The 24,764-nt window shown below is 34.3% G+C and carries 21 protein-coding genes and 1 tRNA gene; 9 read left to right on the top strand and 13 right to left on the bottom strand.

Annotated elements, in window-relative coordinates:
- Positions 1 to 6: 6 nt before the first annotated feature.
- From purL to AC1DVP_RS01300, 6 genes are all read right to left on the bottom strand, one after another.
- Positions 7 to 3,666, bottom strand: coding sequence for a phosphoribosylformylglycinamidine synthase (gene purL, locus AC1DVP_RS01275; RefSeq protein ID WP_477181746.1), 3,660 nt, complete (start codon positions 3,664 to 3,666; stop codon positions 7 to 9).
- A 128-nt stretch (positions 3,667 to 3,794) separates the two neighbouring features.
- Entirely contained in the window at positions 3,795 to 4,436 is a 642-nt protein-coding gene (locus AC1DVP_RS01280) for an MAE_28990/MAE_18760 family HEPN-like nuclease (protein WP_477181747.1), read from the bottom strand.
- Positions 4,436 to 5,470 carry a DUF262 domain-containing protein gene (locus AC1DVP_RS01285; protein WP_477181748.1) on the bottom strand — a complete coding sequence of 345 codons (1,035 nt, stop codon included), beginning with the start codon at positions 5,468 to 5,470 and terminating at the stop codon, positions 4,436 to 4,438. The genes AC1DVP_RS01280 and AC1DVP_RS01285 overlap by 1 nt, the downstream gene beginning before the upstream one ends.
- Positions 5,467 to 6,543: a DNA cytosine methyltransferase gene (locus AC1DVP_RS01290; protein WP_477181749.1), complete on the bottom strand. Its 1,077-nt coding sequence runs from the start codon at positions 6,541 to 6,543 to the stop codon at positions 5,467 to 5,469. The genes AC1DVP_RS01285 and AC1DVP_RS01290 overlap by 4 nt, the downstream gene beginning before the upstream one ends.
- Positions 6,544 to 6,998: 455 nt before the next feature.
- Positions 6,999 to 8,840, bottom strand: a complete 1,842-nt coding sequence (locus AC1DVP_RS01295; RefSeq protein WP_477181750.1) for an endonuclease — start codon at positions 8,838 to 8,840, stop codon at positions 6,999 to 7,001.
- A 189-nt stretch (positions 8,841 to 9,029) separates the two neighbouring features.
- Positions 9,030 to 10,547 (bottom strand): hypothetical protein, encoded by a 1,518-nt coding sequence (locus tag AC1DVP_RS01300; protein ID WP_477181751.1) that lies wholly within the window; start codon positions 10,545 to 10,547, stop codon positions 9,030 to 9,032.
- Between the two features lie 145 nt (positions 10,548 to 10,692).
- Here AC1DVP_RS01300 and AC1DVP_RS01305 point away from each other — a divergent pair, with 145 nt between their 5' ends.
- From AC1DVP_RS01305 to AC1DVP_RS01325, 5 genes are all read left to right on the top strand, one after another.
- The gene (locus AC1DVP_RS01305; protein ID WP_477181752.1) at positions 10,693 to 11,121 is read left to right on the top strand and encodes a hotdog fold thioesterase; all 429 of its coding nucleotides are present in this window, start codon (positions 10,693 to 10,695) and stop codon (positions 11,119 to 11,121) included.
- A gap of 1 nt (position 11,122) precedes the next feature.
- Positions 11,123 to 12,184: a chorismate-binding protein gene (locus AC1DVP_RS01310; protein ID WP_477181753.1), complete on the top strand. Its 1,062-nt coding sequence runs from the start codon at positions 11,123 to 11,125 to the stop codon at positions 12,182 to 12,184.
- 127 nt (positions 12,185 to 12,311) lie between these two features.
- On the top strand, positions 12,312 to 13,028 hold the full coding sequence (gene bshB1, locus AC1DVP_RS01315) for a bacillithiol biosynthesis deacetylase BshB1 (protein WP_477181754.1): 717 nt from the start codon (positions 12,312 to 12,314) through the stop codon (positions 13,026 to 13,028).
- Positions 13,029 to 13,105: 77 nt separating this feature from the next.
- A tRNA-His gene (locus AC1DVP_RS01320) sits at positions 13,106 to 13,179 on the top strand.
- Between the two features lie 178 nt (positions 13,180 to 13,357).
- A complete protein-coding gene (locus tag AC1DVP_RS01325) occupies positions 13,358 to 13,687 on the top strand; it encodes a YegP family protein (protein ID WP_477181755.1) in 330 nt (109 codons plus the stop codon).
- Positions 13,688 to 13,760: 73 nt separating this feature from the next.
- Here AC1DVP_RS01325 and AC1DVP_RS01330 read toward each other — a convergent pair whose 3' ends face one another.
- The 4 genes from AC1DVP_RS01330 to AC1DVP_RS01345 form a co-directional block, all read right to left on the bottom strand.
- Positions 13,761 to 14,870: a PAS domain-containing sensor histidine kinase gene (locus AC1DVP_RS01330; RefSeq protein WP_477181756.1), complete on the bottom strand. Its 1,110-nt coding sequence runs from the start codon at positions 14,868 to 14,870 to the stop codon at positions 13,761 to 13,763.
- 223 nt (positions 14,871 to 15,093) lie between these two features.
- On the bottom strand, positions 15,094 to 16,017 hold the full coding sequence (locus tag AC1DVP_RS01335; RefSeq protein ID WP_477181757.1) for a M28 family peptidase: 924 nt from the start codon (positions 16,015 to 16,017) through the stop codon (positions 15,094 to 15,096).
- Positions 16,018 to 16,141: 124 nt separating this feature from the next.
- Positions 16,142 to 16,915 carry a dienelactone hydrolase family protein gene (locus AC1DVP_RS01340; RefSeq protein WP_477181758.1) on the bottom strand — a complete coding sequence of 258 codons (774 nt, stop codon included), beginning with the start codon at positions 16,913 to 16,915 and terminating at the stop codon, positions 16,142 to 16,144.
- A 117-nt stretch (positions 16,916 to 17,032) separates the two neighbouring features.
- Positions 17,033 to 17,485 carry an Lrp/AsnC family transcriptional regulator gene (locus tag AC1DVP_RS01345; protein WP_477181759.1) on the bottom strand — a complete coding sequence of 151 codons (453 nt, stop codon included), beginning with the start codon at positions 17,483 to 17,485 and terminating at the stop codon, positions 17,033 to 17,035.
- Positions 17,486 to 17,720: 235 nt separating this feature from the next.
- On the opposite strand from AC1DVP_RS01345, the gene rocD reads away from it, so the two are divergent.
- The 4 genes from rocD (at position 17,721) to AC1DVP_RS01365 (ending at position 21,749) form a co-directional block, all read left to right on the top strand.
- The gene (gene rocD / locus AC1DVP_RS01350) at positions 17,721 to 18,971 is read left to right on the top strand and encodes an ornithine--oxo-acid transaminase (RefSeq protein ID WP_477181760.1); all 1,251 of its coding nucleotides are present in this window, start codon (positions 17,721 to 17,723) and stop codon (positions 18,969 to 18,971) included.
- A 284-nt stretch (positions 18,972 to 19,255) separates the two neighbouring features.
- Positions 19,256 to 20,068: a uroporphyrinogen-III C-methyltransferase gene (gene cobA / locus AC1DVP_RS01355; protein WP_477181761.1), complete on the top strand. Its 813-nt coding sequence runs from the start codon at positions 19,256 to 19,258 to the stop codon at positions 20,066 to 20,068.
- A complete protein-coding gene (locus AC1DVP_RS01360) occupies positions 20,065 to 20,301 on the top strand; it encodes a MoaD/ThiS family protein (RefSeq protein ID WP_477181762.1) in 237 nt (78 codons plus the stop codon). The genes cobA and AC1DVP_RS01360 overlap by 4 nt, the downstream gene beginning before the upstream one ends.
- Before the next feature lie 143 nt (positions 20,302 to 20,444).
- Positions 20,445 to 21,749: a M28 family metallopeptidase gene (locus AC1DVP_RS01365; protein ID WP_477181763.1), complete on the top strand. Its 1,305-nt coding sequence runs from the start codon at positions 20,445 to 20,447 to the stop codon at positions 21,747 to 21,749.
- A gap of 226 nt (positions 21,750 to 21,975) precedes the next feature.
- Here AC1DVP_RS01365 and AC1DVP_RS01370 read toward each other — a convergent pair whose 3' ends face one another.
- From AC1DVP_RS01370 to AC1DVP_RS01380, 3 genes are all read right to left on the bottom strand, one after another.
- A complete protein-coding gene (locus AC1DVP_RS01370) occupies positions 21,976 to 22,830 on the bottom strand; it encodes a L,D-transpeptidase (RefSeq protein ID WP_477181764.1) in 855 nt (284 codons plus the stop codon).
- A gap of 117 nt (positions 22,831 to 22,947) precedes the next feature.
- Positions 22,948 to 23,700 carry an SDR family NAD(P)-dependent oxidoreductase gene (locus AC1DVP_RS01375; protein WP_477181765.1) on the bottom strand — a complete coding sequence of 251 codons (753 nt, stop codon included), beginning with the start codon at positions 23,698 to 23,700 and terminating at the stop codon, positions 22,948 to 22,950.
- Positions 23,701 to 23,851: 151 nt separating this feature from the next.
- The gene (locus tag AC1DVP_RS01380; protein WP_477181766.1) at positions 23,852 to 24,295 is read right to left on the bottom strand and encodes an SRPBCC family protein; all 444 of its coding nucleotides are present in this window, start codon (positions 24,293 to 24,295) and stop codon (positions 23,852 to 23,854) included.
- Positions 24,296 to 24,764 lie beyond the last annotated feature (469 nt).

Genomic DNA, 24,764 nt, shown 5'->3' on the forward strand with positions numbered 1-24,764 from the left:
TGAGTTTTATTTATTGCGATTATCAATCCATTTTTTAGCATTCACAAAAGCTTCGTGCCAAGGTGTAACTTCATCATTTCTGTCTTTTGGATAATTTGCCCAGTTCCATTGGAAAGTTGAACGCTCAATATGTGGCATCATTACCAAGTGGCGGCCTGTTTTGTCACACATCATTGCGGTGTTAAAGGCAGATCCATTAGGGTTTGCAGGATATCCTTCGTAACCGTACTTTCCAACGATATTGTATTGGTCTTCTGAGTATGGAAGATTGAATTTTCCTTCACCGTGCGATACCCAAACTCCTAATGTACTTCCTGCCAAAGTCGATAGCATCACCGATTTGTTTTCCTGAATTTTTACAGAAGTGAAAATACTTTCGTGTTTGTGACTGTCGTTATGAAGCATTTTTCCATGAATTTCGTGTTCTGGATTGATTACTTCCAATTCCATAAACAATTGACAGCCGTTACAGATTCCAACAGACAAAGTATCTTCTCTTTTGAAGAAGTTTTTCAATGCAGTATTGGCTTTTTCATTGTACTTGAAAGCTCCAGCCCATCCTTTGGCAGAACCCAAAACATCTGAATTCGAGAATCCTCCAACAGCTCCAATGAATTGAATGTCTTCCAGATTTTCACGTCCCGTAATCAAATCGGTCATGTGAACATCCTTCACGTCAAAACCTGCTAAGAACATTGCATTTGCCATTTCACGCTCAGAGTTACTTCCTTTTTCGCGGATGATTGCCGCTTTCGGTCTTGGTTTTGAAGCGTCGATTGAAGGTTTTTTTCCTGTAAAATGAGTTGGGAAAGTATAGTTTAATACTTGATTTTTATAATTATCGAAACGGGCTTGTGCAGTTCCGTTTTTGGCTTGTTTTTGGTCTAATAAGAAAGAGGTTTTAAACCAAATGTCTCTGTATTTCGCAATATCAAGTTTACATGGTCCAAAGTCTAAAGCCGCTTCTGTAGTTGCAGTTCCTAATTTATAGAAAGCAACTCCATTTGCATTTAATTTAGCTTCAACAGCTTCATCTGAATTGGCTTGAAAAACTACCGAAATGTTTTCTGCGAAAAGATATTTGATGATATCTTTTTCTTCAAAAACAGAGAAGTCAATTTTAGCTCCCAGATTCACATCAGCAAAACACATTTCCAATAAAGTAGTAATCAAACCACCGCTTCCGATATCGTGTCCAGCTAAGATTTGATTGTCTATAATTAATTCTTGAAGAGTGTTGAATGCATTTTTGAAAAAAGCGGCGTCTTTAATGGTTGGCGCTTCGTTTCCAATGGCATTCAATGTTTGTGCCAATGAAGAACCTCCAAGTTTGAAGTCGTCTTGAGACAAATTGATATAATAAATTGAACCTCCGTCTTTTTGTAAAACAGGCTCCACTACTTTTCGAACATCGATACAGTTTCCGCCAGCCGAAATAATTACCGTTCCCGGTGCAATTACTTCGTCGTTTGGATATTTTTGTTTCATTGAAAGTGAATCTTTTCCTGTCGGAATGTTGATTCCCAATTCAATTGCAAATTCCGAACAGCTTTCTACAGCTGCGTACAAACGGGCATCTTCACCTTCGTTTTTACAAGCCCACATCCAGTTGGCAGAAAGAGAAATACCTTTCAATCCGTCTTTTATTGGTGCCCAAACGATATTTGATAATGATTCGGCAATTGCTGTTCTGGTTCCTGCAACTGGATCAATCAATGAGGCAATAGGAGAGTGGCCAATTGAGGTTGCAATTCCTTCTTTTCCTTGATAATCCAATGCCATTACGCCTACATTGTTCAAAGGCAGCTGCAATGGTCCTGCACATTGTTGTTTGGCTACTTTTCCGCCAACGCAACGATCCACTTTGTTAGTCAGCCAGTCTTTAGAGGCAACTGCTTCAAGCTGTAAAACTTGTTCTAGGTAAGTGGATATGTTTTTTACGCTGTATTCTAATTCAGGATAGTTGTAATCAATAGTTTTATCGGTCATTACCGTTTTTGGAGAACTTCCAAAGAAATCTTCCAAAGCATAATCCATTGGTTTTAAGCCAGTAGTTTTTGATTCGAAAGTAAAACGGTGGTCACCAGTTACGTCACCTACTTGATACATTGGTGAACGCTCTCTGTCGGCAATTCTTTGCAGTGTATCAATATCTTTTTGGCCAATAACCAATCCCATTCTTTCCTGAGATTCGTTACCAATAATTTCTTTTGCTGAAAGTGTAGGATCGCCCACAGGCAATTTATCCAAATCAATCAAACCTCCAGTTTCTTCTACCAATTCCGAAAGACAGTTTAAGTGTCCGCCTGCTCCGTGATCGTGAATAGAAACGATAGGATTATTGTCGCTTTCTACCAAACCGCGAATGGCATTGGCAGCACGTTTTTGCATTTCTGGGTTGGAACGCTGTATAGCATTTAATTCGATTCCAGAACCAAAAGCTCCAGTGTCTGCAGATGAAACCGCAGCTCCACCCATTCCAATTCTGTAATTTTCTCCGCCAAGAATAACTATTTTGTCTCCTTCTTGCGGTTTGTGTTTGATGGCTTGGTCTAATTTTCCATAACCAATTCCTCCCGCCTGCATGATAACTTTGTCATAACCAATTTTACGGTCTTTTTCTTCGTGTTCAAAAGTTAAAACCGAACCGGTAATAAGCGGCTGTCCAAATTTATTTCCAAAATCGGATGCTCCATTCGAAGCTTTGATTAAAATATCCATTGGAGTTTGATATAGCCATTTTCTTTCGGTTACGGCATCTTCCCATGGTCTGTCTTGTTCCAAGCGGGAATAAGAAGTCATGTAAACAGCCGTTCCTGCCATTGGCAACGAACCTTGTCCTCCAGCCAAACGGTCACGAATTTCTCCTCCAGAACCTGTTGCAGCTCCATTGAAAGGTTCTACAGTGGTTGGGAAATTATGTGTTTCTGCTTTTAAGGAAATAACAGAATCAAATTCTTTTACTTCGTAAAAATCTGGTTTGTCAGCAGTTTTTGGCGCAAATTGCTGTACTCTTGGTCCTTTTACAAAAGCTACATTGTCTTTGTAAGCCGAAACAATATCGTTAGGATTTTCCTGTGATGTTTTTTTGATTAATTTAAAAAGAGAAGTTTCTTTTTCTACTCCGTCAATAACAAAAGTTCCGTTGAAAATTTTGTGGCGGCAGTGCTCTGAGTTGGCTTGAGAGAAGGCGAAAATCTCAGAATCCGTTAGTTTTCTGCCTAATTTGATTGCCAAATTATCTAAATATTCTACTTCTTCGGAACTCAATGATAATCCTTCAGATTTGTTATAGGCAGCAATATCATCAATTTCTAAAATAGCTTCGGGCTGAATGTGAATCGTGAAAATATCTTGATTCAATTCAGTATATTTTTGCGAAAGCATTGGATCGAAATCATTGAAATCGGCCGTTGCTTTTTGGAATTCTTCGATACGGATGATTCCGGAAATCCCCATATTCTGGGTAATTTCTACCGCATTGGTACTCCAAGGGGTAATCATAGCGGCGCGTGGTCCAACAAAAAAATCCGACAAAACGGATTTTTCTATTTTATTTGCATCTGCAAAAAGCCAGTTGAGTTTTGAAATGTCTTGAGCCGAAATTTCGTTTTGCGTTTGCACTGCAAAAACAGTTTTGCTTTGGTTTTCAAAGAAATGGATCATTGTTGTGTAGTTTGTTGTATTTAACGGTGCAAATTTAGGTTAAATATATAGTAAGAGCAAATGTGAAAATGAACTCTTTTAGAAAGTTATATGCGATTTTTTTTTAAATTTTAAAAATAAAAAAATATTTATAGACTAAGCACTTGCTTATATTCTTGATTTACTAAATATTGATCAATATTATCAAGAATTTCTTTTAAATAATTTATAGTTTCTTTTTTCATTTTTTCTAAATCTTCAATACTATATTCTTTTCCGATTTCAGTAAATGAAGAAGTTCCATGTGCTAAATCATTTCTTTTATTTTTAATAGCTAATAAACAATGCCCATTTTTAGTGTTGGCATGAGTTGTAGTTGCGTCAAAACCGTATTGCTTACTTATTTCATTAATTTTTCTGCTATCAACATTGCCACTAAAAATTTTTTGTTTGTCAAAACTAGTTTTTACAATGTCGTTAGCTAAGTTTGCAACTCTACTTACAAAAGTTTTGGCATTTGAATTTTTTTTTAAGTATGAGATAAGAACCTCTTTTAATTCTAATTTTAATAAATCAAAAGATATTAAATTATTGTGAATATTAGAATGTATTTCTTCAATTGCGTTAGACATACTTGATTCTACTAGATTATATAACATTAAAATTAAATTAGATTTTAATATTTTATTTAAATCATCATTTGAATTTGAATTTGTAAAGTCGCTAATAAACAAATAATAAATTTCAATCTCATTTGCTCTTTCTTGAAAAGTAGTTTTTACGGATTGCATTATGCTAATAATTTATTTTTAACAAATTCTATTCTACCAACTACTTTTACTTTACTGTTAGCAGCATCTGATGTTGTATGATTTTTAAATTCATGAGAGTCTAGCCATTCTTCAATATTTTTAGGAATTAAGTTTGGGTTGTCTTTTAGTGCTAATGCAACACCAACTGAAATTGCTTCAAATCTTACTCTAGGAGTAGTGTTATGAGATGATGCCTTTTTAAATCCATAAGGGAAATAATCTTTAATGAATGTAAGCATTTTATCAAATTGATCTTTCATTTGATCTTTGTCGAAACCATTCGTATGTTTATTAGAAATATAATCATCCAAAAAATCATCAACTCGATGAACAAAACTTTGATAATTATCAGTATAAGCAAAAAATCTTAATACTAATTCTTGTGCTTCTCCTCTTTTTTTTCTATCCTCTGAAATTGGACATAAATCATTAAACACTTGGTTTTGAGAGCATTCATTTAAAAAATCATAGAAATCTCCTTCATATACACCTTTTCTAATTTCCATTGGAGTTAAATCGTAAGGCTTGGTATTTATACGTCCGAACAAATCTCTTCTAACGTTTGCTGATGCTTTTTCTGTTAATTCAATCGAGCGCAGTGTTTTTCTTAGTAAGCGTCTTTGTCTGCTCTCCAATAAATCTTCATATTTGTAGCCATTTAATTGGTCTAGCACTTCAAGTCCAGATAATGTAAATCCATTTAGTTTAAATTTGTTGATTGTTCTTATGCGCTGTGAACCATCAACAATTTCTAATTTTCCAGTATCTAAATCATCTGCAAAAAATAAATAAGGAATTGGTAGGTCTAATAAAAGAGACTCTATAAACTTCGACATTTTTTCAATGTCCTTTTCCCAAACAAAATTTCGTTGATATGGAGGTATAACAAATTCTTCTTTTTGATATTTGTCGATTAATACTTCAACAGGATATTCTCTTGTGTCATAATTAACAGGCACTCTCTCTTCTATTATTTGTAATTCAGCAGCTTCTTTTTCTTCGCTTGTTTTCATTTAATATAATATAATTTTAAATGTTCTTTTATACTTTTAGCAATAACTTGTCCAAGTGCAACAGGTACTGCATTTCCTAATTGTCGTGCAATCATAACAGTTGAGAAATCTTTGTTTTTGTCAAAAAACTCGTAGTTCATTGGGAATGTTTGTAGTAATGAAGCTTCTCTTAAAGAGATAGCTCTGTCTTGGACAGGATGTCCAAATCTTCCATTACCATAACCTATGCAATGTGTTGTTATTGTTGGAGAAGGTTCCTCCCATTTCATTCTGCCATAAACACTAGAATATGATTTGCCAGATTGCTTTTGATGACATACTAAAAGTAAATCGTCAGACCAATCTTTCCAACCACCTCCATACGGGGTCGCTTTAATTCTTTTTTTATTTAAATCTGTTAGCTTTCTGGCAAAATGCAATTTATCATTTGGAAAACTTTCTCCATCGTTTATTTCAGGAAGTTGACCTATAGTATCTTTAACTGTTTTGTAGTTTTTAGGAGAATGTGTTTTAGGGATTAAATTGATTTCTCCTAATTTTGAAGCTAAAAGAACAAGTCTTTTTCTGTTTTGAGGAATTCCATAGTCAGGACAATTAACAACTTCAAATGATACAAAATATCCTTGGTCTTTTAAATCATTAATAAAATCGTCAAAAACTGGGGCTTTCTTAAAGTTTAATAATTGTGCAACGTTTTCCATCGAAACAATTTCAGGTTTTGTTTCTCTGATTAATCTCCCAAACTCATATAAAAGTTTCCATTTATTATTTTCTTTTTCTTTGTCTTTAAAAGTATAAGATGAAAAAGGTTGGCATGGAGCACATCCTACTAAAACACGTATCTGAGAGTTGCCATAAATTGCTTCAATTTCGTCAGAGGTTATATTTGAAATACTTTTTGATATAAATTTTGATTTATTGTTTTTTTCAAAAGCATATTTACAAGTTTCATCAATGTCTATACCAGCTAAAATGTTGAATTTTTCTTTAACAAAACCGTGAGAAAGCCCACCTATTCCGCAGAATAAGTCAATAATACCTACTGTTTTTAAGTTATCTTCCCGTGTTTTCAAAATTAATCTTTAATAAATTTATTGGACGCAAGTTAATTTTTTTTTAAGAATAAACACTTTAAATAATTTGCTAATTTAAATTATTTAGGAGGTGGTTTATCTTGGTAAGTTCCTAAATCGCATGGTAATGTTCTTATATTTTCTATAAATTCTAACGGAATGTATTTTTTTGAAAGTGAAAATCTCAATATAGGTTAGTTCTCATTCTAATTTAATAATTACATATCTAATATTTTGATTATACGTTGGTTAATCTATTTGTAATTTGTGAATTATTGATATTTATGTGTCTTTTCGCTCTAAATTTGTAGTAGAAAAATAGATTCACTTTGGTTGGTTAAGAGAAGAAAATTAATATTGTAATTTTTGTTACATTCAATTGTTGATTAGTTTAAAGTAAGAATAAAAAAAAAGCGACAATTATGTCGCTTTTTTTTAAGGTATTAAAGTTTTAATTAGTTGATTATTATCTTTTTATTAGTAGTTTTTAAATCATCGGTTATTTTGACGAAATAAATTCCTTTTGGCAGATTGCTTATTTGTACTGTAGATTGTTTTATATTTTCTTTACTATAAACAGTTTGACCTAAGATAGAAAATATTTTGATAGCATATGTTTTATTGGAATTGTTATAAGAAATGGTGAATTCACCATTCGAAGGATTTGGAAATAATGCAATGCCGTCGGGTTCCGAAATTATTTCTTCTTTTGTTACTTTGTTACTTATTTTACTTCCAAGATTGCTACAGGTATCTGTGGTAAAAGAATCCCATTGGGCAGACAGATTGAATGTTGTGCTCGGAGCAGTGATTGTAGATTTTCTTCTTAATGTTACGTCGGCAGCGAAGTTTGCAGTTCCGCCATTAAAAGTTCCAATAATGTCAATAAGAACTCCATTTTTAAACAAACCTACCGCATCATTTCCATTGAAGGTTAATTCGGTAGCAGTTGTTGAAATATTGGCTGTGCTTATTGAATAACAAGTTGAAGCAATTGAACTATTAACAATGGTAAATTTACTGCCGCTATTCAATGTTCCGGATAAACTCAAACCAGTACTCCAAGCACCTGCACCATTGGTTTGTTTTTTGATTGTGTATGCTGACAGATTAACAGTAGCTCCTGTCATGTTTGCAATTTCCAAAGCTTTATTATTAGATGAACCTTCAATATATTCTGAGAAAAGAAGTTCTGTTGCTGCAGATCCACTGCTGTTTGTTGTGGCCGATACGGTATTGCTCGATGCGGATGTATTTCCTGCTGCATCTTTTGCATTTATATAAAAAGAATAAGTTGTTGAGGCTGTCAGTCCAGAAATGGTCGCGGTTAATGTGGTGACAGTCGTTTTTAAAGAGTTATTCATGTAAACATTATAACCTGTTACCCCAACATTATCAGTTGATGCAGACCAATTCAAGGTAACTGATGTTGTAGTAGTAGTTGCTGCAGCTAAGTTTGTTGGTGCTGTTGGTGCTTGTGTATCTGAAGTTGTTCCTCCCCAAATGGCTTGTATATATTCAGGGTGGTCAATAAAAGGATTTCTATTGTTTTGTCGAGCATAAATAGCGTTATTTCTTGCTATTTCTCTTGCGCTTACTGGATCTTGCGCATTCCAAGCCAATAACATATTTAGGAATGCAGTTGTGAACACTTTGTTGCTTGAACCATCAAACATAGCATAGGAGTAAGTAGAAACCGTATTTTCATAACGCGTTGCAAAATAAAAATACATTCTTGCAATGTCTCCTTTGAATTCATTTATTGGTTCGAAAACAGTTCCTGTATAGCCTGAAACGCCGCTAGAACCTAGTTTGCCGCCATTTAAAGAAGTCCATGTTGCGGTTGAAACTGTTCCATGCGGATAGTTTGATCGTTGTCCGTTTACTTTCCCGTCAGTCGGTGTGATAAAATGAGCGTCTGCAACCATTGGTGATGCTTGATTGAATACGGATTGCGGTATAATGTGTTCCCTGTTGTAGCAATCTCCTTCGGCTGCATAGTTTCCACATCTTTGGGTTGTTCCAGGAGAATAATTATAAGGGTCTGTTCCAGATGGTTTTTCAGAATACATGTCTAAAACAGTTCCGTCGTTTTCGTAAAAATTATCAATATCGGATGTTTGATAGGTTGTGTATAAACCCGCATAACCGTTATCGGTATGTCCTTTGATGATATTGTAAAGCTGGGTTTTTAAGGTATATCCCGAACCAGTAGCTGTGCTGTAATAGCCACTTGGAATTTGAGCTATTCCAATTGTAAAGGACAATAGAAATAATAATGAGTAATTTTTTTTCATAATTTAAAAAATTAGATTGTTTAAAGTTTTTGGAATTAAAATATTGATTTACAATGTTTTAATTTTGTGTTTAAACAAAAATATAATTTTTTGCATTAAAAAAGATTAAGAGAATGTAAAAAAATTATGTTTTTTCTGATATATTAAAATAGGACTATTACTAATTTATTGCCAACGGGCGATTTTAAACTAATTTGTTTTAGGAAAAGGCATGTTTTGATAAGCTCCTAAATCGGGCGGAAGTGTTCTGCTGATTCCCAGAATATCAAGCGGAATTAAATAGGTCGAATTTCCTTTTGCGAAAGCGGATGAAGTATTGTCTATGTTGAAATTATTGATGTTGGGGTTAAAGAATTTTGGGTCTTTGTTCAGGATAATGGCATTATAATGTACGGGATCAGTTTCGAACAGATAATCAGCTTCTTTGTTTTTATTGGATTTAATCAGGCAATTGTTGAATTGATAATTAAAAAGTGCTTCAGGTTTTTTATTCAAAAGCATTTCGTTCGAATAGGAACCGTAAATAATGCAGTTGCTGAATGTGGCTTGAGTTAAGTTTTTTATTTCCGGTGTAGCGCCAGCACTATAATTGCTGATGTACACCGCCAGCTGTTCCGGACTTGACCAATTGTTGTTGAATGTGCAGTGTGTGAACTTGTAATTTCCTCCATACGTACAGGCCAAACTGGCTTGTCCCGTGTAATTAATAACGATGTTTTCTCCCTCAATCAAAGCATTTTTGGCTTGAATCCCATAATGGGTACAATTGTAAATTTGTGTATTTTTTATAGGAAGAGCTGTTCCTTTATTGCTTTCGATCAATAATCCAACGGTAGCGTTTTTGACGGTTAAGTTTTGAATTTTATTATTAGCGGTTCCTTCTTGAAGCCATACAGTTCCCCATTGGCCTGGAATATAGGCAAAGTCGGGTTGTTGGCGGTCACTACTGAATATTACTTCGTTTTCCAGTTTATCTGTGGCAGATTTTGTACCGTCGACGTGTATTGATGAATTTTTGGATATAATAAGACCTGAATTGGCATGGAAATATACTCGACTTCCAGCATCAAAAGTTACGGTTTCACCTTCGGGGACCGCTGCGTATCCATAAATTACGTATGCTTTTTTATTGGTAAAATGAAGTTCATTGCCATGAATAGGATCGCTTTTGTCCAAATAAAAACCGCTTATTTTTTCATTGCCAATTGGGAGTGTTTCTGTGGTTCCATCGGCATTGCGGTTGGGGTAGAGCAAAATAGCATCTTGTACCAAAGTGACTAATTCTACTTTTTGAAGATTGGCACCGCTGTCAAATTCAATTTGGTCGGTGTAAAGAAATTCAGCAGGGGTTGTATTATCGCTTTTTACGGTTGTTTCTATAAAAATGTATAAACTGTCTTTGGCCAATAGCGTAACGTTTTCGAACATCTTCCCCTGATTTCCCTGAGCACCATCTATAGACATTCGGTATTTTGAATTAAGTCCTTTATTGAATTTAATAAGAGGAATACTGATGTCATTTTTGGAATGGTTGTAAACTTTTAAGGAATATGTGCTTGAGCTCAAATTCGTAAAAACCGTATCCAGATATACAGTATCCTTAGAAAAGGCTAAATCACCTGTACTGGCTACAGTATCAAAATCACTGCGGCAGGAACAAAAAGAAAATAGTATTCCAGTTAAAAGTAATAAGGTGATGCGAGGCATTTGGTTTTATTTTTTTGTAAAAATAGGAATAAATTAGAATTTAGCTTTGCTGCGGGCATTAGATTTTGGTTTTCTGGTGCATATCATTATATTTCTTTTTTGAATTATCAAATTAGCGTATTTTTACAATCTTTAAAATAAAGATATGACTGTAGATAAAGATAAAATACTCGAATTTTGTAATGCCTTTTCCAAAAACACTTTGATGGAAACCCTGAATATTGAGTATGTTGATGCTGGATCTGATTTTTTAGTAGCAAAAATGCCTGTGAATTCATCCGTTCATCAGCCAATGGGATTGTTGCATGGAGGCGCTTCGGTGGCACTGGCAGAGAGCGTCGGGAGTGCAGCTTCACATTTTTTTATTGACAGTAAAACGCAAGAAGTGAGGGGTATCGAGATTTCGGCCAATCACTTAAAAAGCATTAGCGAAGGCGTTGTTTTTGGAACAGCCCGAATTATTCATAAAGGAAAAAGTATTCATCTTTGGGAAATTAAAATTACTGATGAAGCTGGGAATTTGATTTCGCTTTGCAAATTAACGAATATGGTTTTGACAAAAGAGAATAAATAAGATGAGCAGTTTTTTTGAAAAAGCGATACAGCAGCAAAAGCAGAATCTGCCTTTTGTTTTGTATTGCAAGCCCAATTCAGAAATAATAATCGGGATGTTTCAGCACAATGATGAGTTATTTGATGTTGCTGATTTTACGGAGAAAGGTTTTGTATTTGCTTCTTTTGATGGAAAGAGAACTCATTTAATTCCCGAAAATCAATCGGAAATATTAGGTGTTGTCTGGAAAAAAGAGGAAGTTGAGGTTCATGAAAATAAACAGGAATTTTCGAATGTATCGGATAAAAATAATTTTGAAAGCACAGTTGCTAAGGGAATCCAAGCCATAAAAAACAAAGAATTCAAAAAGGTAGTTCTTTCCCGTAAAGAAATAATCGAACTGGAGAATTTTGATTTGCTTAAGACTTTCGAAAAATTGGTGCAATTGTATCCCAATACTTTTGTGTATTGTTTTTATCATCCAAAAGTTGGAACTTGGATGGGAGCTACACCAGAGCAATTGGTAAAAGCTAATGTCAATGTATTTGAGACAATGGCTTTGGCAGGAACACAAAAAGATTATGGCTCGGAGAAAATTGTTTGGGAAAAGAAAGAAAAGGAAGAACAGCAGTATGTTACAGATTATATTGTAGATCAGCTTCAAGAGGTGGCGCTGGAGGTTTCGGTTACGGAACCCTATAGTCTTAAAGCGGGGAGTGTTTGGCACTTGAAAACCGATATTTGGGGTGTTTTAAATGCTGGTTTCAGTTTAAAGCAAGTTGTCCGTTTATTGCATCCAACGCCTGCTGTTTGCGGATTACCAAAAGAAGTTTCGAAGGCTTTTATTTTGGAAAATGAAAATTACGACCGAACTTTTTATACTGGATTTTTGGGTGAATTGAATACGAGTTTTGCTGTCGATTCAGTTAGTTCAGATTTGTTTGTCAATTTGCGCTGCATGCAAATTTGTGATTCGCAGGCACATTTGTATATGGGGTGTGGAATTACTAAAGACAGTATCCCAGAAAATGAATGGATGGAAAGCGTCAATAAGTCGATGACGATGAAAAGGGTTTTTAAATAGAAAGCTGAAACAATATCAATGGGTATATCTAAAATTATTGAAATTCTAATTTCTCTATTTTTTTATTGTCATTGAAATTGCCATTACTATTGCTGTTGAAATTAATAAAATAAAAACTATCACATAAATGAAATTAGATATACTAGCTTTTGGAGCACATCCTGATGATGTAGAATTAGGATGTTCTGGGACGATATTAAAAGAGGTTTCTTTGGGTAAAACAGTTGGAATTGTAGATTTGACTAGAGGAGAGTTGGGAACTCGCGGTTCGGCTGAAATTCGGGATCAGGAGGCTGCCGATGCAGCAAAGATATTAGGAGTTTCTGTTCGGGAGAATTTAAATATGCGGGACGGTTTTTTTGTTAATGACGAAAAGCACCAATTGAAAATCATAAAAATGATCCGAAAGTATCAGCCTGAAATTGTATTATGCAATGCTATTGACGACAGGCACATTGACCACGGCAAAGGAAGTAAATTGGTTTCGGATGCTTGTTTTTTATCAGGGTTATTGAAGATAGAAACAGTTCTTGATGGCGAAATACAAAGGCCATGGAGACCAAAGCTGGTGTATCATTATATCCAATGGAAAAACATAGTTCCCGATTTTGTAGTGGACATTACTGGATTTACGGATAAGAAGATTGAATCTATTTTGGCTTACCGTTCTCAGTTTTACGATCCAAATTCGAAAGAACCGGAGTCTCCTATCTCAAGTAAAAACTTCTTGGAAAGCCTGAATTACCGTTCAAGAGACTTAGGGCGGCTAACTGGCGTAGAACATGCCGAAGGTTTTACTGTTGAAAGGTATTTGGCAGTCAATAGCTTAGGAGATTTGAAGTAAAAAAGTTGAATTTTTTTTGATTTTTTGTTTGTAGAAGTAAACATTTGTTCTATATTTGCAACCGCTAAGCGCAAATGGTGGTTGTAGCTCAGCTGGTTAGAGCATCGGTTTGTGGTGCCGAGGGTCGCCGGTTCGAACCCGGTCATCCACCCAAAAGGCAAAAGCCTCGAAGAAATTCGAGGCTTTTTTTGTGGAATAAACTTTCTGGCGAAAATTGCTATTTTGGCTGTAGTATTTTTTGAATTCAGGTTTAAGTTTTGTATTTTAGAAGTCAATATGAAAAACACTAAATTTTCAACTATTTATAAATTAACAATACTTAAAAAACTATGGGAACATTTTTGATCAGTAAAAGAAAAAATGATGAATTTCAATTTGTCTTAAAAGCAGGAAACGGACAAGTTATTTTAGCAAGTGAGGGTTATACAACAAAAGCGGGCTGTGATAATGGCATCGAATCTGTGAGAAAGAATTCTCAAGTTGATGGAAGATTTGATAAATTGGAGTCGAAAAACGGAAAGGTTTATTTCAATTTAAAAGCGACCAATGGTCAGATTATTGGCAGCAGTGAAATGTATGAATCAGTTGCAGCTAGAGATAATGGAATTGAATCTGTCAAAAAAAATGCTCCAGATGCAGATGTAAAAGAAGATCTGTAAAAGATATTTTGATACAGTAAAGCCTTGAGTTAACTTGAGGCTTTTTTGTTGAATGTATTTTCTTTTGTTTCAATTATAGAATGATTGATTCTTTTTTGAATGAAATAATAAATGTTGTTCCTTCATTAATTTCGCTTTCAACGTCAATTTTTCCTCCTAAGCTTGTGATGTGATCGTTAACTAAATACAATCCGATTCCTTTACTGTCTATATGGTTGTTAAACTTTTGGTGCAAACCAAATATTTTATCTTTTACAAGCGTCATGTCAAAACCAATACCATTGTCAGAAAAAATTAATTGATCAACCCCGTCAGTTTTTCTGGAATAGATGGAAATATCGGGTAAAGAGCCAGGGATGGCATATTTGATTGAATTGGTTAATAAATTTAGAAAAATACTCTCCAAATAAGATTTATTGAAATTAACTTTTTCAAGTTGTGAAAAGTCAATATTGATAATAGCTTTGGACTTTCGGATTAAGGAATTTATAGAAATAATAACGGTATTAAGAGTTGCGCTAAGATCTATTTCTTCGATTTGTGCAATTGATTTATCCTCCAGGATTAAAACATCTACATAATTATTTAAAGTTTCTTTTAAAGTTTCTGTGGCCGACTGCAGCATCTCAAGAAACTGCAGGGTTTCGGAATCTTCAATTTTGGTAAGATCCAATAGGCTGAAAATAGAAAGCAGATTGTTTACTGGAGACCGCAAATCGTGGGAACTGGTATAGCTTAATTTTTTAAGATCATTATTGGTTTTTGTAAATTTTGAAAGCAATAAATTTCGTTCCTCTTCCAATTTTTTGTTGTGCGTAATATTTTTTGCGATTGCATAAACTAATTTTTCATCAGTTGCCGGCATGGATGTCCAAGAGAGCCAAACAATTTCACCGCTTTTTGTAACATATCTGTTTTCGAAATTTAAAAGAGGGTTATTTTTGTATAATTCATTTCTTACTTTTGATGTGTATTCCTGATCGTCAATATGAATAAAATCGTTAATGGGTTTTGATAGCAATTCCTCATTTGTATAGCCTAATAATTGTGAAACAGCAGGATTAATTCTCTTGAAAAAACCATCGAATCCAGCTATACAGAGTAAATCAGCAGATAGTTCGAAAAATTTTTCGAATAAGTATCTGCTGTCTGAATTTGAAATTGAATTATGATGTCCTGTCATTAATTTTGTATTGCGATTGTTTGTGTTTAATTCTTTTAGTATCAATGTATGGAAACAATTTTCTTTCGTTTTGGTTTGTTATTGGTTTACTAAACAGATAGTAAGCGGTGCTTTATAATTGCCAAATATATTGATATATGTTTTGATTCGATGAATTTTTTTAGAAAATATGCCGTAAAGAAATAGAGCTTCAAATTTCTTCAAAGCTCTATTTTGCTAAACATTATTTTGTTAGTTTATCAACTATAATTCTTTCAGGCCTGTTGGCTAAATCCCATGCAATTGCAAATGCCAGTTGAGCTCTTTTTGCCAAGGCATCAAATTCAATTTTATCAACCTCGTCTGTTTTTTCGTGATAATCGGCGTGTACACCATTAAAAAGAAATACAGCAGGAATGCCAAATTTGGCAAAGTTATAGTGGTCAGAACGCTCATAAAAGTGATTAGGATCTTTCGGGTCATTGAATTTAAAATCCAAGTCTAAATGAGTGTATTTATCATTTTGCGCAACGGTAATGTTGTGTAAATCGCTAGATAATCTGTCGGCTCCAATAACATATACATAATTGTTGGTATTGGGATGGTCAAAATCACGGCGGCCTATCATATCAATATTAATATCGGCTACTGTGTTTGCGATTGGGAATAATGGATGTTCAGAGTAAAAACGTGATCCGTGCAAGCCGTGCTCTTCACCAGTTACATGCAGGAATAATATAGAGCGTTTTGGTCCATGCCCTTCTTTTTTTGCTTTTTGAAAAGCTTCTGCTATTTGAAGAACCGCAACTGTGCCAGAGCCATCATCATCGGCACCATTATATATATCTCCATTTTTCATGCCTACATGGTCGTAATGTGCCGAAATAACTAATACTTCGTTTGGTTTTTCAGAACCTTCAATGTAAGCCCAAATGTTCTCTGAATCGGGCAGGTCTTCATCGCTTTTAGCATTTAAGTAGGCGGCAGGAATAGATTGGTAATAACTGCGGGCTCCTTTGGGATACGATATTTTACTTTTTTTATATTGGTCGATAAGGTATTTTCCAGCTTTTTTTTGTCCTTTGGATCCAGTATCACGGCCTTCCATTTCATCGGAAGCAACAATGTAAAGTTTTGTTTTTAATTTTTCGGCAGTTATGGTATTCATAAACTTTGTTAGGTCATCATTGCTAACCGCTTTTTTTTGTGCGAAACAATGCAGCGCTGTTATAAATACAAATAGAGTTAAGGCTTTCTTCATTTAAGATCTAGGGTGTTTTATATTTAACTTATTATTTTTTTAATACCTCATCTAGGAACAGTTTAAAATGTTCGAAAGATCTTTTGGCTGCTTTTTCGTTATATGCGGCGCCTTTTGAATTATCAGTGCCTGACTCCGGATTGGTGAAAGAATGAACGGCATTGGCATAATAAATCATTTGCCAGTCGGCTTTTGCGTCACGCATTTCTTGCTGGAAAGCGGTAATTTCTTCTTTTGATTCGTATGGATCATCTGCGCCATGACAAACTAAGACCTTTGCAGTAATAGGTTTAGTAGGTCTTGCGGCATCTTTGCCTAAACCGCCATGAAAAGAAACAATTCCTTTTACATTCAGATGGCCTCGGGCTGCTTCAAGCGCTCCAGTTCCTCCGAAACAATAACCAATCACTACAATATTATCAGGATTTGCTCCAGCGTCAATAAGCTGCTTTAAGGCAAGAGAAATTCGTTTTTGATAGGCTTCAAAATCCTTTTTGTAAAATCCTGCAATTTTTCCTGCTTCGGCATTGTCTTTAGGGTAATTTCCTTCGCCATAAATATCAGCTATAAACGCATAATATCCCAATTTTGAAAGACTTTCTGCGGTGTCTTTTGATAGCTTATCAATTCCTTTCCAAGCAGGTAAAATCAAGATGCCGGGTTTTTGTGTGCTTTTCTTTGAAGGATTAATTTTGAAACCATTCAAAATCTGATTTCCATCTTTGTATTGTACTGTTTTTAATTGCCCAAATGCTTGGCCTGCAATCAAAATCATTGCTATAACTATAAAATTTAAGTTTTTCATTGCTCCGTTTTTTGCAAATATCTAATAAATAATTGATATAAAAAAAACCTTGAAAAATACTTCTTTCAAGGTTATTGTGAGAATAAAAACGGAGCTATCGTGTTTTTGTTTAAGCGTTTATAAACTGATATTCCGTTTGAAAGCACAGCCTAATTCTATTAGTGATTCCGTTTTGGAAATACCGGGAATAGAGTCGATTTTTTCATAAAGCAGCTTTCTCATGTGTTCATGGTCTTTGGCTATCATTTTTATGTAAAGAGTAAAAGAACCTGTAATGTAATAACATTCGGTTATTTCGGGAATCAGTTTTAAGGCTTCAATAACTTTGGCTGAGTCTTGGTCTTTTTTTAAAGTAATTCCGGTAAATGTTCCCCAGTCATAGCCTATCTTTTTTTCGTTCAAAACAGGCTTGATTCCTGATATGATTCCTTGTTCTATTAATCGGTTGATGCGCTGATGCACCATTGTATTTGAAATCTTGAGATTATTAGCTATTGCAGAAAAAGCCATCCTTCCGTCTTTTTCCAGCTCTTTTATGATGTTGATGTCAAATTCATCTAAAATGTCCATATTCTGCTTTTTTTAAAGTTAAAATCACTTTTTGGCATAAAAGTAATTGTTTTTTATTTGTTTTTTCTTGCTGAGTGTCTTCGGAAGTGTTAAAATAACAACATGACTTATTTTTGTTATAAATAAATTGTATTTTTTTAAAAACTATACTTATAAAAGTCAAATTTAGCTTTTTATTTGATTAATAAAAAACATTTGTTACTTTTGTATGGATATTTTAATAAAAATTTAGACAATGAAACATACAGCAGAATCACTTTCTTTAAAATCGGAAGGTTTAATTGAAAAAGAGAATAAATACGGCGCTCATAATTACCATCCGCTGCCGGTAGTTTTAGAAAAAGGAGCAGGTGTTTTTGTATGGGATGTTGACGGAAAAAAATATTTTGATTTCTTATCTGCTTATTCAGCGGTAAATCAAGGTCATTGTCATCCAAAAATTGTTGGGGCGATGGTAGAACAAGCTCAAAAACTGACATTAACTTCACGTGCATTTTATAATGACCAATTAGGTGTTTATGAAGAATATATAACCAAGTATTTTGGTTTTGATAAAGTGCTGCCAATGAATACAGGAGCCGAAGCGGTTGAGACAGCTTTGAAGTTGTGCAGAAAATGGTCATATGAAGTAAAAGGGATTCCTGAAAATCAAGCTCAGGTTATTGTATGCGAGGGAAATTTTCATGGAAGAACAACTACAATTATTTCTTTTTCGAATGACGAAAGCGCTAGAAAAAGCTTTGGTCCTTTTACCGAAGGATTTATAAAAATACCTTATGATGATATTGAGGCTTTAGAAAATGTCTTGAAATTATCAGCGAATATCGCTGGATTTTTGGTAGAGCCTATTCAGGGTGAAGCTGGAGTTTATGTTCCCAGCGAAGGATATTTGGCGAAAGCCAAAGCACTTTGCGAAGCGCATAATGTATTGTTTATTGCCGATGAGGTTCAGACAGGAATTGCAAGAACGGGTAAATTATTAGCGGTGCATCATGAAAATGTGCAGCCAGATATTTTGATTTTAGGGAAAGCTATTTCAGGCGGCGTTTATCCAGTATCGGCAGTTTTGGCCAATAATGAGATTATGAACGTCATCAAGCCAGGACAGCATGGATCTACTTTTGGAGGAAATCCCATTGCGGCGGCGGTTGCTGTTGCCGCTCTTGAAGTGGTTCGAGAAGAGAATTTATCTGAAAACGCACAAAAATTAGGTTTGATTTTAAGAAAAGGACTTAATGAAATTGCGCAGCGTAATCCATTAATTGAATTAGTTCGAGGAAAAGGACTGCTTAATGCTATTGTAATTAACTGTGGTGAAGACTCGGATTTGGCTTGGGATATCTGCCTTCGTTTCAGGGATTACGGATTATTGGCAAAACCCACTCATGGCAACAAAATACGTTTTGCGCCACCATTAGTAATCACCGAAGCTCAAATTCAGGAATGCCTTGTGATTATAGAGAAAGCTTTAAATGATTTTAAATAAGTTTGTTTAGGATTTAAATTCCCCAAGAATCTTAGGTTTGAAAATGTACATTTTAATGTAAAAGAGTCTTAAAGTTTTTATGCTTTATGACTCTTTTGTTTTGTGATCTATTGTGTTTGGTGATGGAAATGATTGATTTTTAATTGCTTATAATTATTTTCTTTCAAATGAGTTAATTTTTTCATTATTTTGGATTTTACAGATTGTTATTAAAATAAATACTTATATTTGTATAAGTATTTATACTTAGTTAGTCAAAAAATGAACCCTTATACTTTAGAATCATGATAGCAGCAAATAAACCAAAATTGACAATAGTAGGAGCAGGACCTGGTGATGTAGAATTGATTACTTTGAAAGCAGTTAAAGCATTAGAAAGTGCAGATGTTGTTTTGTATGATGCATTGGTTAATGAAGAGTTATTGCAGCATGCTCCGCAAGCTGAAATTATATTTGTTGGAAAACGTTTTGGATGCCATGCCTACACCCAAGATCAGATTAACGATCTTATTGTGGTAATGGCCAAAAAGTACGGTCATGTGGTTCGTTTAAAAGGGGGAGACCCTTTTGTTTTTGGAAGAGGAAGTGAAGAAATAGATTTTGCGCATCAATTTGGAATAGAAACTGCAATAGTTCCCGGAATCTCCTCAGCAATGGGAGTGCCTGCTTCCAACGGAATTAGCTTGACGCAAAGAAAGGTAGCCGAGAGTTTTTGGGTAATAACAGGAACTACTTCGGAGCATAAACTGTCCAAAGACGTTGCTTTGGCTTCACAATCTTCGGCTACTGTTGTTATTTTGATGGGAATGAATAAGCTCGATGAAATCATAGCTTTGTATCAAAACAACAGAACCGATGATTTGCCTATCGCCATTATACAAAATGGAACAAAAACAACTCAAAAGAAAGCTATTGGAACTATCAGCACGATTACAGCATTAGTAGAGGAGAATCAAATTGCTTCTCCCGCTATTATCATAATCGGGGAAGTAGTTAAAAATGCTTCAAAACTGACTTCGTATATGGAAGAAGAATTGGTTTTTGATTCTTTTTGGGAGGAGGAATTTATTTTGCAAAATCTAGATGAAGTGATATGATTAAGATAAAATATTTTGGCGCCCTTGTAGCCCTTACAAGACGCCGCGGTGAAAAAATCTATTTCTCAGATTTGAAATTAAGTCAATTATTGGCTGAGCTAGAAAGAAAATATGAACTCAATCAGTTTCCTTTTAGCGTAGCAGTTAATCAAAAAATTATTGATAAATTCTCAAATCAAATCTTAAAAAGCAACGATATAGTGGCATTGCTGCCTCCTTTTATTGGGGCATAAATTCATTAACACTTTTAAAGCATTCTTAAATGATTTGATTTTTTCTGCAGTATTTTTATTGAAAAAATCATATTTACAGTATTATTTTACAAATAAATGACATACTTTTGGTTAAGCTAAACAGTTATTTATAAAAGTAAAATATGAAAAAAAGTATTGTAAGTTTATTTGTTTTAAGTTTGTGTTTTAGTGTTCACGGACAATCAATTGATAAAATCATTGGCACTGCTGAAGTGTCACGAATTGAAAAAGTGCTTTCAGCAGATGACATGCAGGGGAGACGAACTTTTACTCCTGGAATTGATAAAGCATCTGCCTTTATAGAGTCGGAATTCAAAAAAGCGGGACTGCAGCCGTTTATGGGAGCAGCCAATTTTAGACAGGAGTTTTCTATGACAGTTTCTAAGGCTGTTTCTTCCAAGATAATTATTGACGGTAAAGAAATCAATAATAATCAGATAGTTACTTTCTCTTATCAGCCCCAAGTTTCTTTGACTGAGAAAAGTGATATTACTGTTGTCAAAATCAGTAAAGGAGATAATCTTGGAAAAAAATTCAATGAGTATTACAAGAGTTCAAAAAATTATTTGGTATTAGTTGATGCTTCATTTAATAATGTGCTGCCTAATATTCAGCATATTGACAGAATCACTTCTAACCCTGGAACTAATACCGTTTTATTTGTTTTTGACGTCTCGGAAGCAGCTTCTTTTTCTATTGAATTAACCAATGCCATTTCCAAAAAAGCACTGAATAATGTAGTTGGAGTATTGCCCGGTAAAAGCAAACCAGATGAATATGTTATCTTTTCGGGACACTACGATCATCTGGGTGTAGGTTCTCCGCAAGAAGGAATGCCGCATCCCGCAACTGATTCTATTTATAACGGTGCCAATGATGATGCTGCAGGAAGTACTGCAGTAATTATGCTGGCTAATTATTTTAAAAAACAAAACAACAACGAACGCACTATTATTTTTACCACTTTTGTTGCCGAAGAATTAGGAGGTTTTGGAGCCAAATATTTCTCCAAACAGCTTTCTGCTGATAAAGTAATTGCCATGTTCAATTTAGAAATGATTGGTACAGAATCCAAGTGGGGAAAAAATTCAGCATATATAACTGGATTTGAAAAATCTGATTTTGGAAAATTACTGCAGAAAAATTTAGAGAAAACTAATTTTAAGTTTTATCCAGATCCATACCCAGAACAGGAATTGTTTTATCGTTCGGATAATGCTACTTTGGCTAAATTGGGAGTTCCAGCACATACGATCTCGACTTCAAAAATGGATAGCGAACCAAATTATCATACAGCCGATGATGAATTTGGAACATTAGATATTGATAACATGACCGAAATTATTAAGGCAATTGCTTTGAGCTCTTCGTCTATTATCAGCGGGAAAGATACACCGTCAAGAGTGGATACAGCACAGTTAAGATAGTAGAGAATTCAATTAAACAAAAAGGCAGCCAAGTATTAGTGAGGTTGCCTTTTTTTGTTCATTTACTTGAGCTTAACCACAGAGTGTGCAAAGAAAATATGCTTTACTTATAAACGCAAAGAGTTTGCAAAGCTTTGCGGACATTGCGAAATTCCTTGCGAGCTTTGCGGTTAAAGTTGTACTGAGTTTTCGTCATTGTATGTTCTGAATTGTAAATCAATATGAATTAAGTTTTTTTTCTTTTTTCCTGCTCTTTTAAGATAGTGCCTAAATAAGGCATAATGATTTCTTTAATTTCACTTTCGGGAATAGCTAAAGCTTTCGGGTTTTTAATAAGCTGTAACCAAGGTCTGGGCGCATTAAAATTGTAGCTCCCAAAAACAATTACGGGCGTTCCTTTGAACTTTATATTTTCTTCGTCGGCCAAAACCCATTGGTCTGCCCATTCGTATAAAAATTTCGCATCTTTTTCCTGCAATCTCATGCAGGAATGCGATGCTGGATAGCCAGGCAGTTCGTATTGATGAAATCCAATGCCTTTTTTGTTCTCAACGTTAAAATTCCATTTTAATTCCCACTCATCATTAAATGTGCTGGTTGTTTCTTCGGCTTTCCAATTAGTAAAAAATAATCCGGTAGGAGTTGGATCCTTTGCTTTGCCCATACTCGTTGGACCTGTGCGAATTAAAATCCCATTTTCGTATGCAGCAAAAGTTTGAGTAGGGTAAGAGAATAAAATGATTTTATCAACATTCTGCAAAAAATCAACCTGCAATGGAAAAGACAAATAAAATACGATGTCTCCGTTGAGATCCGTTGGAATAATAACAGAATCCATTTTGACAAAATTTCCCTTATCCGTTCTGTTTACTGCTAGAACAATTTCAAGATTGTTTTCGTTTTTATTTTTTTTCAGCCATTCTTTAGCGCTTTCTAAAATATAGGAAACATTTTTCGGTTCTTTTCGAACGGGTATTTTTTTTCTAACAACTGTTTTTTTATCAGCATTATTTTCATCTCCATTTTTGCATGACACTAATATAAGCGCAATGATTCCGAACAGTATAATTAATTTTTTCATAAATATTTCTTTTATGTGAAAATGATTAAAATTCGGAGATAAACTGTTACATAATTATTAGAAAAAATTATGACTTTTACACTCAGTTATCGCTTGTAAATATTATAACAGCACTTTTTATTTTTTATAAATTGTAGTCGGCGCAGATTGAAATTTGGAATATATTGTAACATCAGCAATTGTTACTCTGTCGGGAGCGCTGACGGCATAAGAAATGAAATCAGCGATATCTTCCGCTAATAATGGGTCGTAACCTTCATATATTTTTTGAGCTTTTTCTTTATCTCCTTTAAACCTGACTTCTGAAAATTCTGTTGCAACAGCACCCGGTGCGATATTGGTTATTTTAATGCCATGTTCGGTTAAGTCCAGTCTCATTCCTTCGCTTATTGCCTCAACTGCTTTTTTTGAAGCACAATAAACGGCTCCATTAGCATAGGTTTGTTTTCCGGCAACTGAACTTAAATTTATGATATGCCCTTTTTTTCTTTCGACCATTTGTGGAATTATGGCTCTTGAAACATATAATAATCCTTTTACGTTTCCGTCAATCATAGCATCCCAATCGTCAATGTCTCCATTATTGATTGAGGAGAGCCCATGAGCATTACCGGCATTATTTACTAAGATGTCAATGTTTTTCCATTCAGTAGGTAATGAATTAATTTGAAGCTCAACCTCTTTTCTATTGCGGACATCAAATATTAAACTGTAAGTTTTTACAGTTTTGGATAATACATTTTTCAATTCTTCGAGTTTTTCGGCTCGGCGTCCGCACAAAATTAAATTATACCCATTCTCAGCAAATTTAACTGCCGTAGCTTTTCCTATCCCTGAAGTTGCACCTGTTATTAAAGCAATTTTTGTCATTTTTTTATTTCGTATTTTCTGTGAAAAGTTTTAGGTATTTTTTAATATATTTAATTGATTGGCTAAGGTAATAAAAGTGCGTAAACGAATAGTTCAATTTAACAAATAAACAATAATGAAGTTTGATTTCTTCAGGCAGATGTGTCGTTTTCTATTCAAAAACATTTTTGCCTTTTCCTGTTGTAATTAGACTGAATAGGCTTTCCTGAATAAGCTGTCCCCAAGCCCATGAACAGTCGCCGTAACATTCAAATGTTGGAGTCAAACCAATGTGGGTAAAACGGATTTGTGTTTTATTGTTCATTTCAGTTATTTCAAAGATGATCTTTGTGCCAGTCCATTCGCTTTTGTCTTTAAACGAACTTAAATTGCTGTCAGTCACCAGCCAGACTATTTTTTCGTTTGGAGTCAATTCTACCAGTTTTTGTTTGGAGTAATGTATCTCTTTCATTGTGTAAGCGAATTCATCGTTCAATTTCTCGGAGCAGCCTTCTATTTCTCCTTGCCACCAGCCACATACATTGTTGATGGCATCAAATACTTCTTTTGGGGAATTGTCAACTACTATGGTTGTTGTAAAATTTGTGGTTTCCATTCTCTTTTTTTTAGAAATTATTTTATAAAAACTAATTGTCCTGTATCGTAATTATACATATGTAGCCCCATATAGAATATTAAATTTATTGTCGTCTGGGTCTGAAAAAACAAATGTATAAGCTAGTTTGCAGTTTTGTGGCTCAGAAACTATTTTTCATCTATTTTTTAACGTTTTCAAACCATTGATCGATCTCTTCTTTATTTTTTACAGACAAAGAAAAAATAATTTTGTTACCCATTTCTGGATTTACAATTTCCTCATTCATAAAGTCTTTTAATTTTGACTTTTTAAAGAAATTAATAACAAATTTATTTTCGCCAAATATCAGACTGATCAATTCTGAATAATTATTATTGTTATTTTCTATGAATCCTTAATTTGCCCACATCATTTTAGTTTCCATGGTTTTAAAATTAAAATTGCGGAAACTAAAATTACGAATTTAAACTATTGATTATTAAAAATT

This window comes from Flavobacterium sp. P3_A6 (assembly GCF_056403035.1).

Excerpts from the sequence above, each read along its gene's own strand:
- AC1DVP_RS01335 (WP_477181757.1), bottom strand. The coding sequence starts at position 16,017 with ATGAATACCATAACTGCCGAAAAATTAAAAACAAAACTTTACATTGTT.
- AC1DVP_RS01330 (WP_477181756.1), bottom strand. The coding sequence starts at position 14,870 with ATGACAGGACATCATAATTCAATTTCAAATTCAGACAGCAGATACTTA.
- AC1DVP_RS01380 (WP_477181766.1), bottom strand. The coding sequence starts at position 24,295 with ATGGAAACCACAAATTTTACAACAACCATAGTAGTTGACAATTCCCCA.
- AC1DVP_RS01340 (WP_477181758.1), bottom strand. The coding sequence starts at position 16,915 with ATGAAAAACTTAAATTTTATAGTTATAGCAATGATTTTGATTGCAGGC.
- AC1DVP_RS01375 (WP_477181765.1), bottom strand. The coding sequence starts at position 23,700 with ATGACAAAAATTGCTTTAATAACAGGTGCAACTTCAGGGATAGGAAAA.
- AC1DVP_RS01345 (WP_477181759.1), bottom strand. The coding sequence starts at position 17,485 with ATGGACATTTTAGATGAATTTGACATCAACATCATAAAAGAGCTGGAA.
- rocD (WP_477181760.1), top strand. The coding sequence starts at position 17,721 with ATGAAACATACAGCAGAATCACTTTCTTTAAAATCGGAAGGTTTAATT.
- bshB1 (WP_477181754.1), top strand. The coding sequence starts at position 12,312 with ATGAAATTAGATATACTAGCTTTTGGAGCACATCCTGATGATGTAGAA.
- purL (WP_477181746.1), bottom strand. The coding sequence starts at position 3,666 with ATGATCCATTTCTTTGAAAACCAAAGCAAAACTGTTTTTGCAGTGCAA.
- AC1DVP_RS01310 (WP_477181753.1), top strand. The coding sequence starts at position 11,123 with ATGAGCAGTTTTTTTGAAAAAGCGATACAGCAGCAAAAGCAGAATCTG.
- AC1DVP_RS01325 (WP_477181755.1), top strand. The coding sequence starts at position 13,358 with ATGGGAACATTTTTGATCAGTAAAAGAAAAAATGATGAATTTCAATTT.
- AC1DVP_RS01300 (WP_477181751.1), bottom strand. The coding sequence starts at position 10,547 with ATGCCTCGCATCACCTTATTACTTTTAACTGGAATACTATTTTCTTTT.
- AC1DVP_RS01285 (WP_477181748.1), bottom strand. The coding sequence starts at position 5,470 with ATGAAAACAAGCGAAGAAAAAGAAGCTGCTGAATTACAAATAATAGAA.
- AC1DVP_RS01280 (WP_477181747.1), bottom strand. The coding sequence starts at position 4,436 with ATGCAATCCGTAAAAACTACTTTTCAAGAAAGAGCAAATGAGATTGAA.
- AC1DVP_RS01295 (WP_477181750.1), bottom strand. The coding sequence starts at position 8,840 with ATGAAAAAAAATTACTCATTATTATTTCTATTGTCCTTTACAATTGGA.
- AC1DVP_RS01305 (WP_477181752.1), top strand. The coding sequence starts at position 10,693 with ATGACTGTAGATAAAGATAAAATACTCGAATTTTGTAATGCCTTTTCC.
- AC1DVP_RS01365 (WP_477181763.1), top strand. The coding sequence starts at position 20,445 with ATGAAAAAAAGTATTGTAAGTTTATTTGTTTTAAGTTTGTGTTTTAGT.
- cobA (WP_477181761.1), top strand. The coding sequence starts at position 19,256 with ATGATAGCAGCAAATAAACCAAAATTGACAATAGTAGGAGCAGGACCT.
- AC1DVP_RS01360 (WP_477181762.1), top strand. The coding sequence starts at position 20,065 with ATGATTAAGATAAAATATTTTGGCGCCCTTGTAGCCCTTACAAGACGC.
- AC1DVP_RS01370 (WP_477181764.1), bottom strand. The coding sequence starts at position 22,830 with ATGAAAAAATTAATTATACTGTTCGGAATCATTGCGCTTATATTAGTG.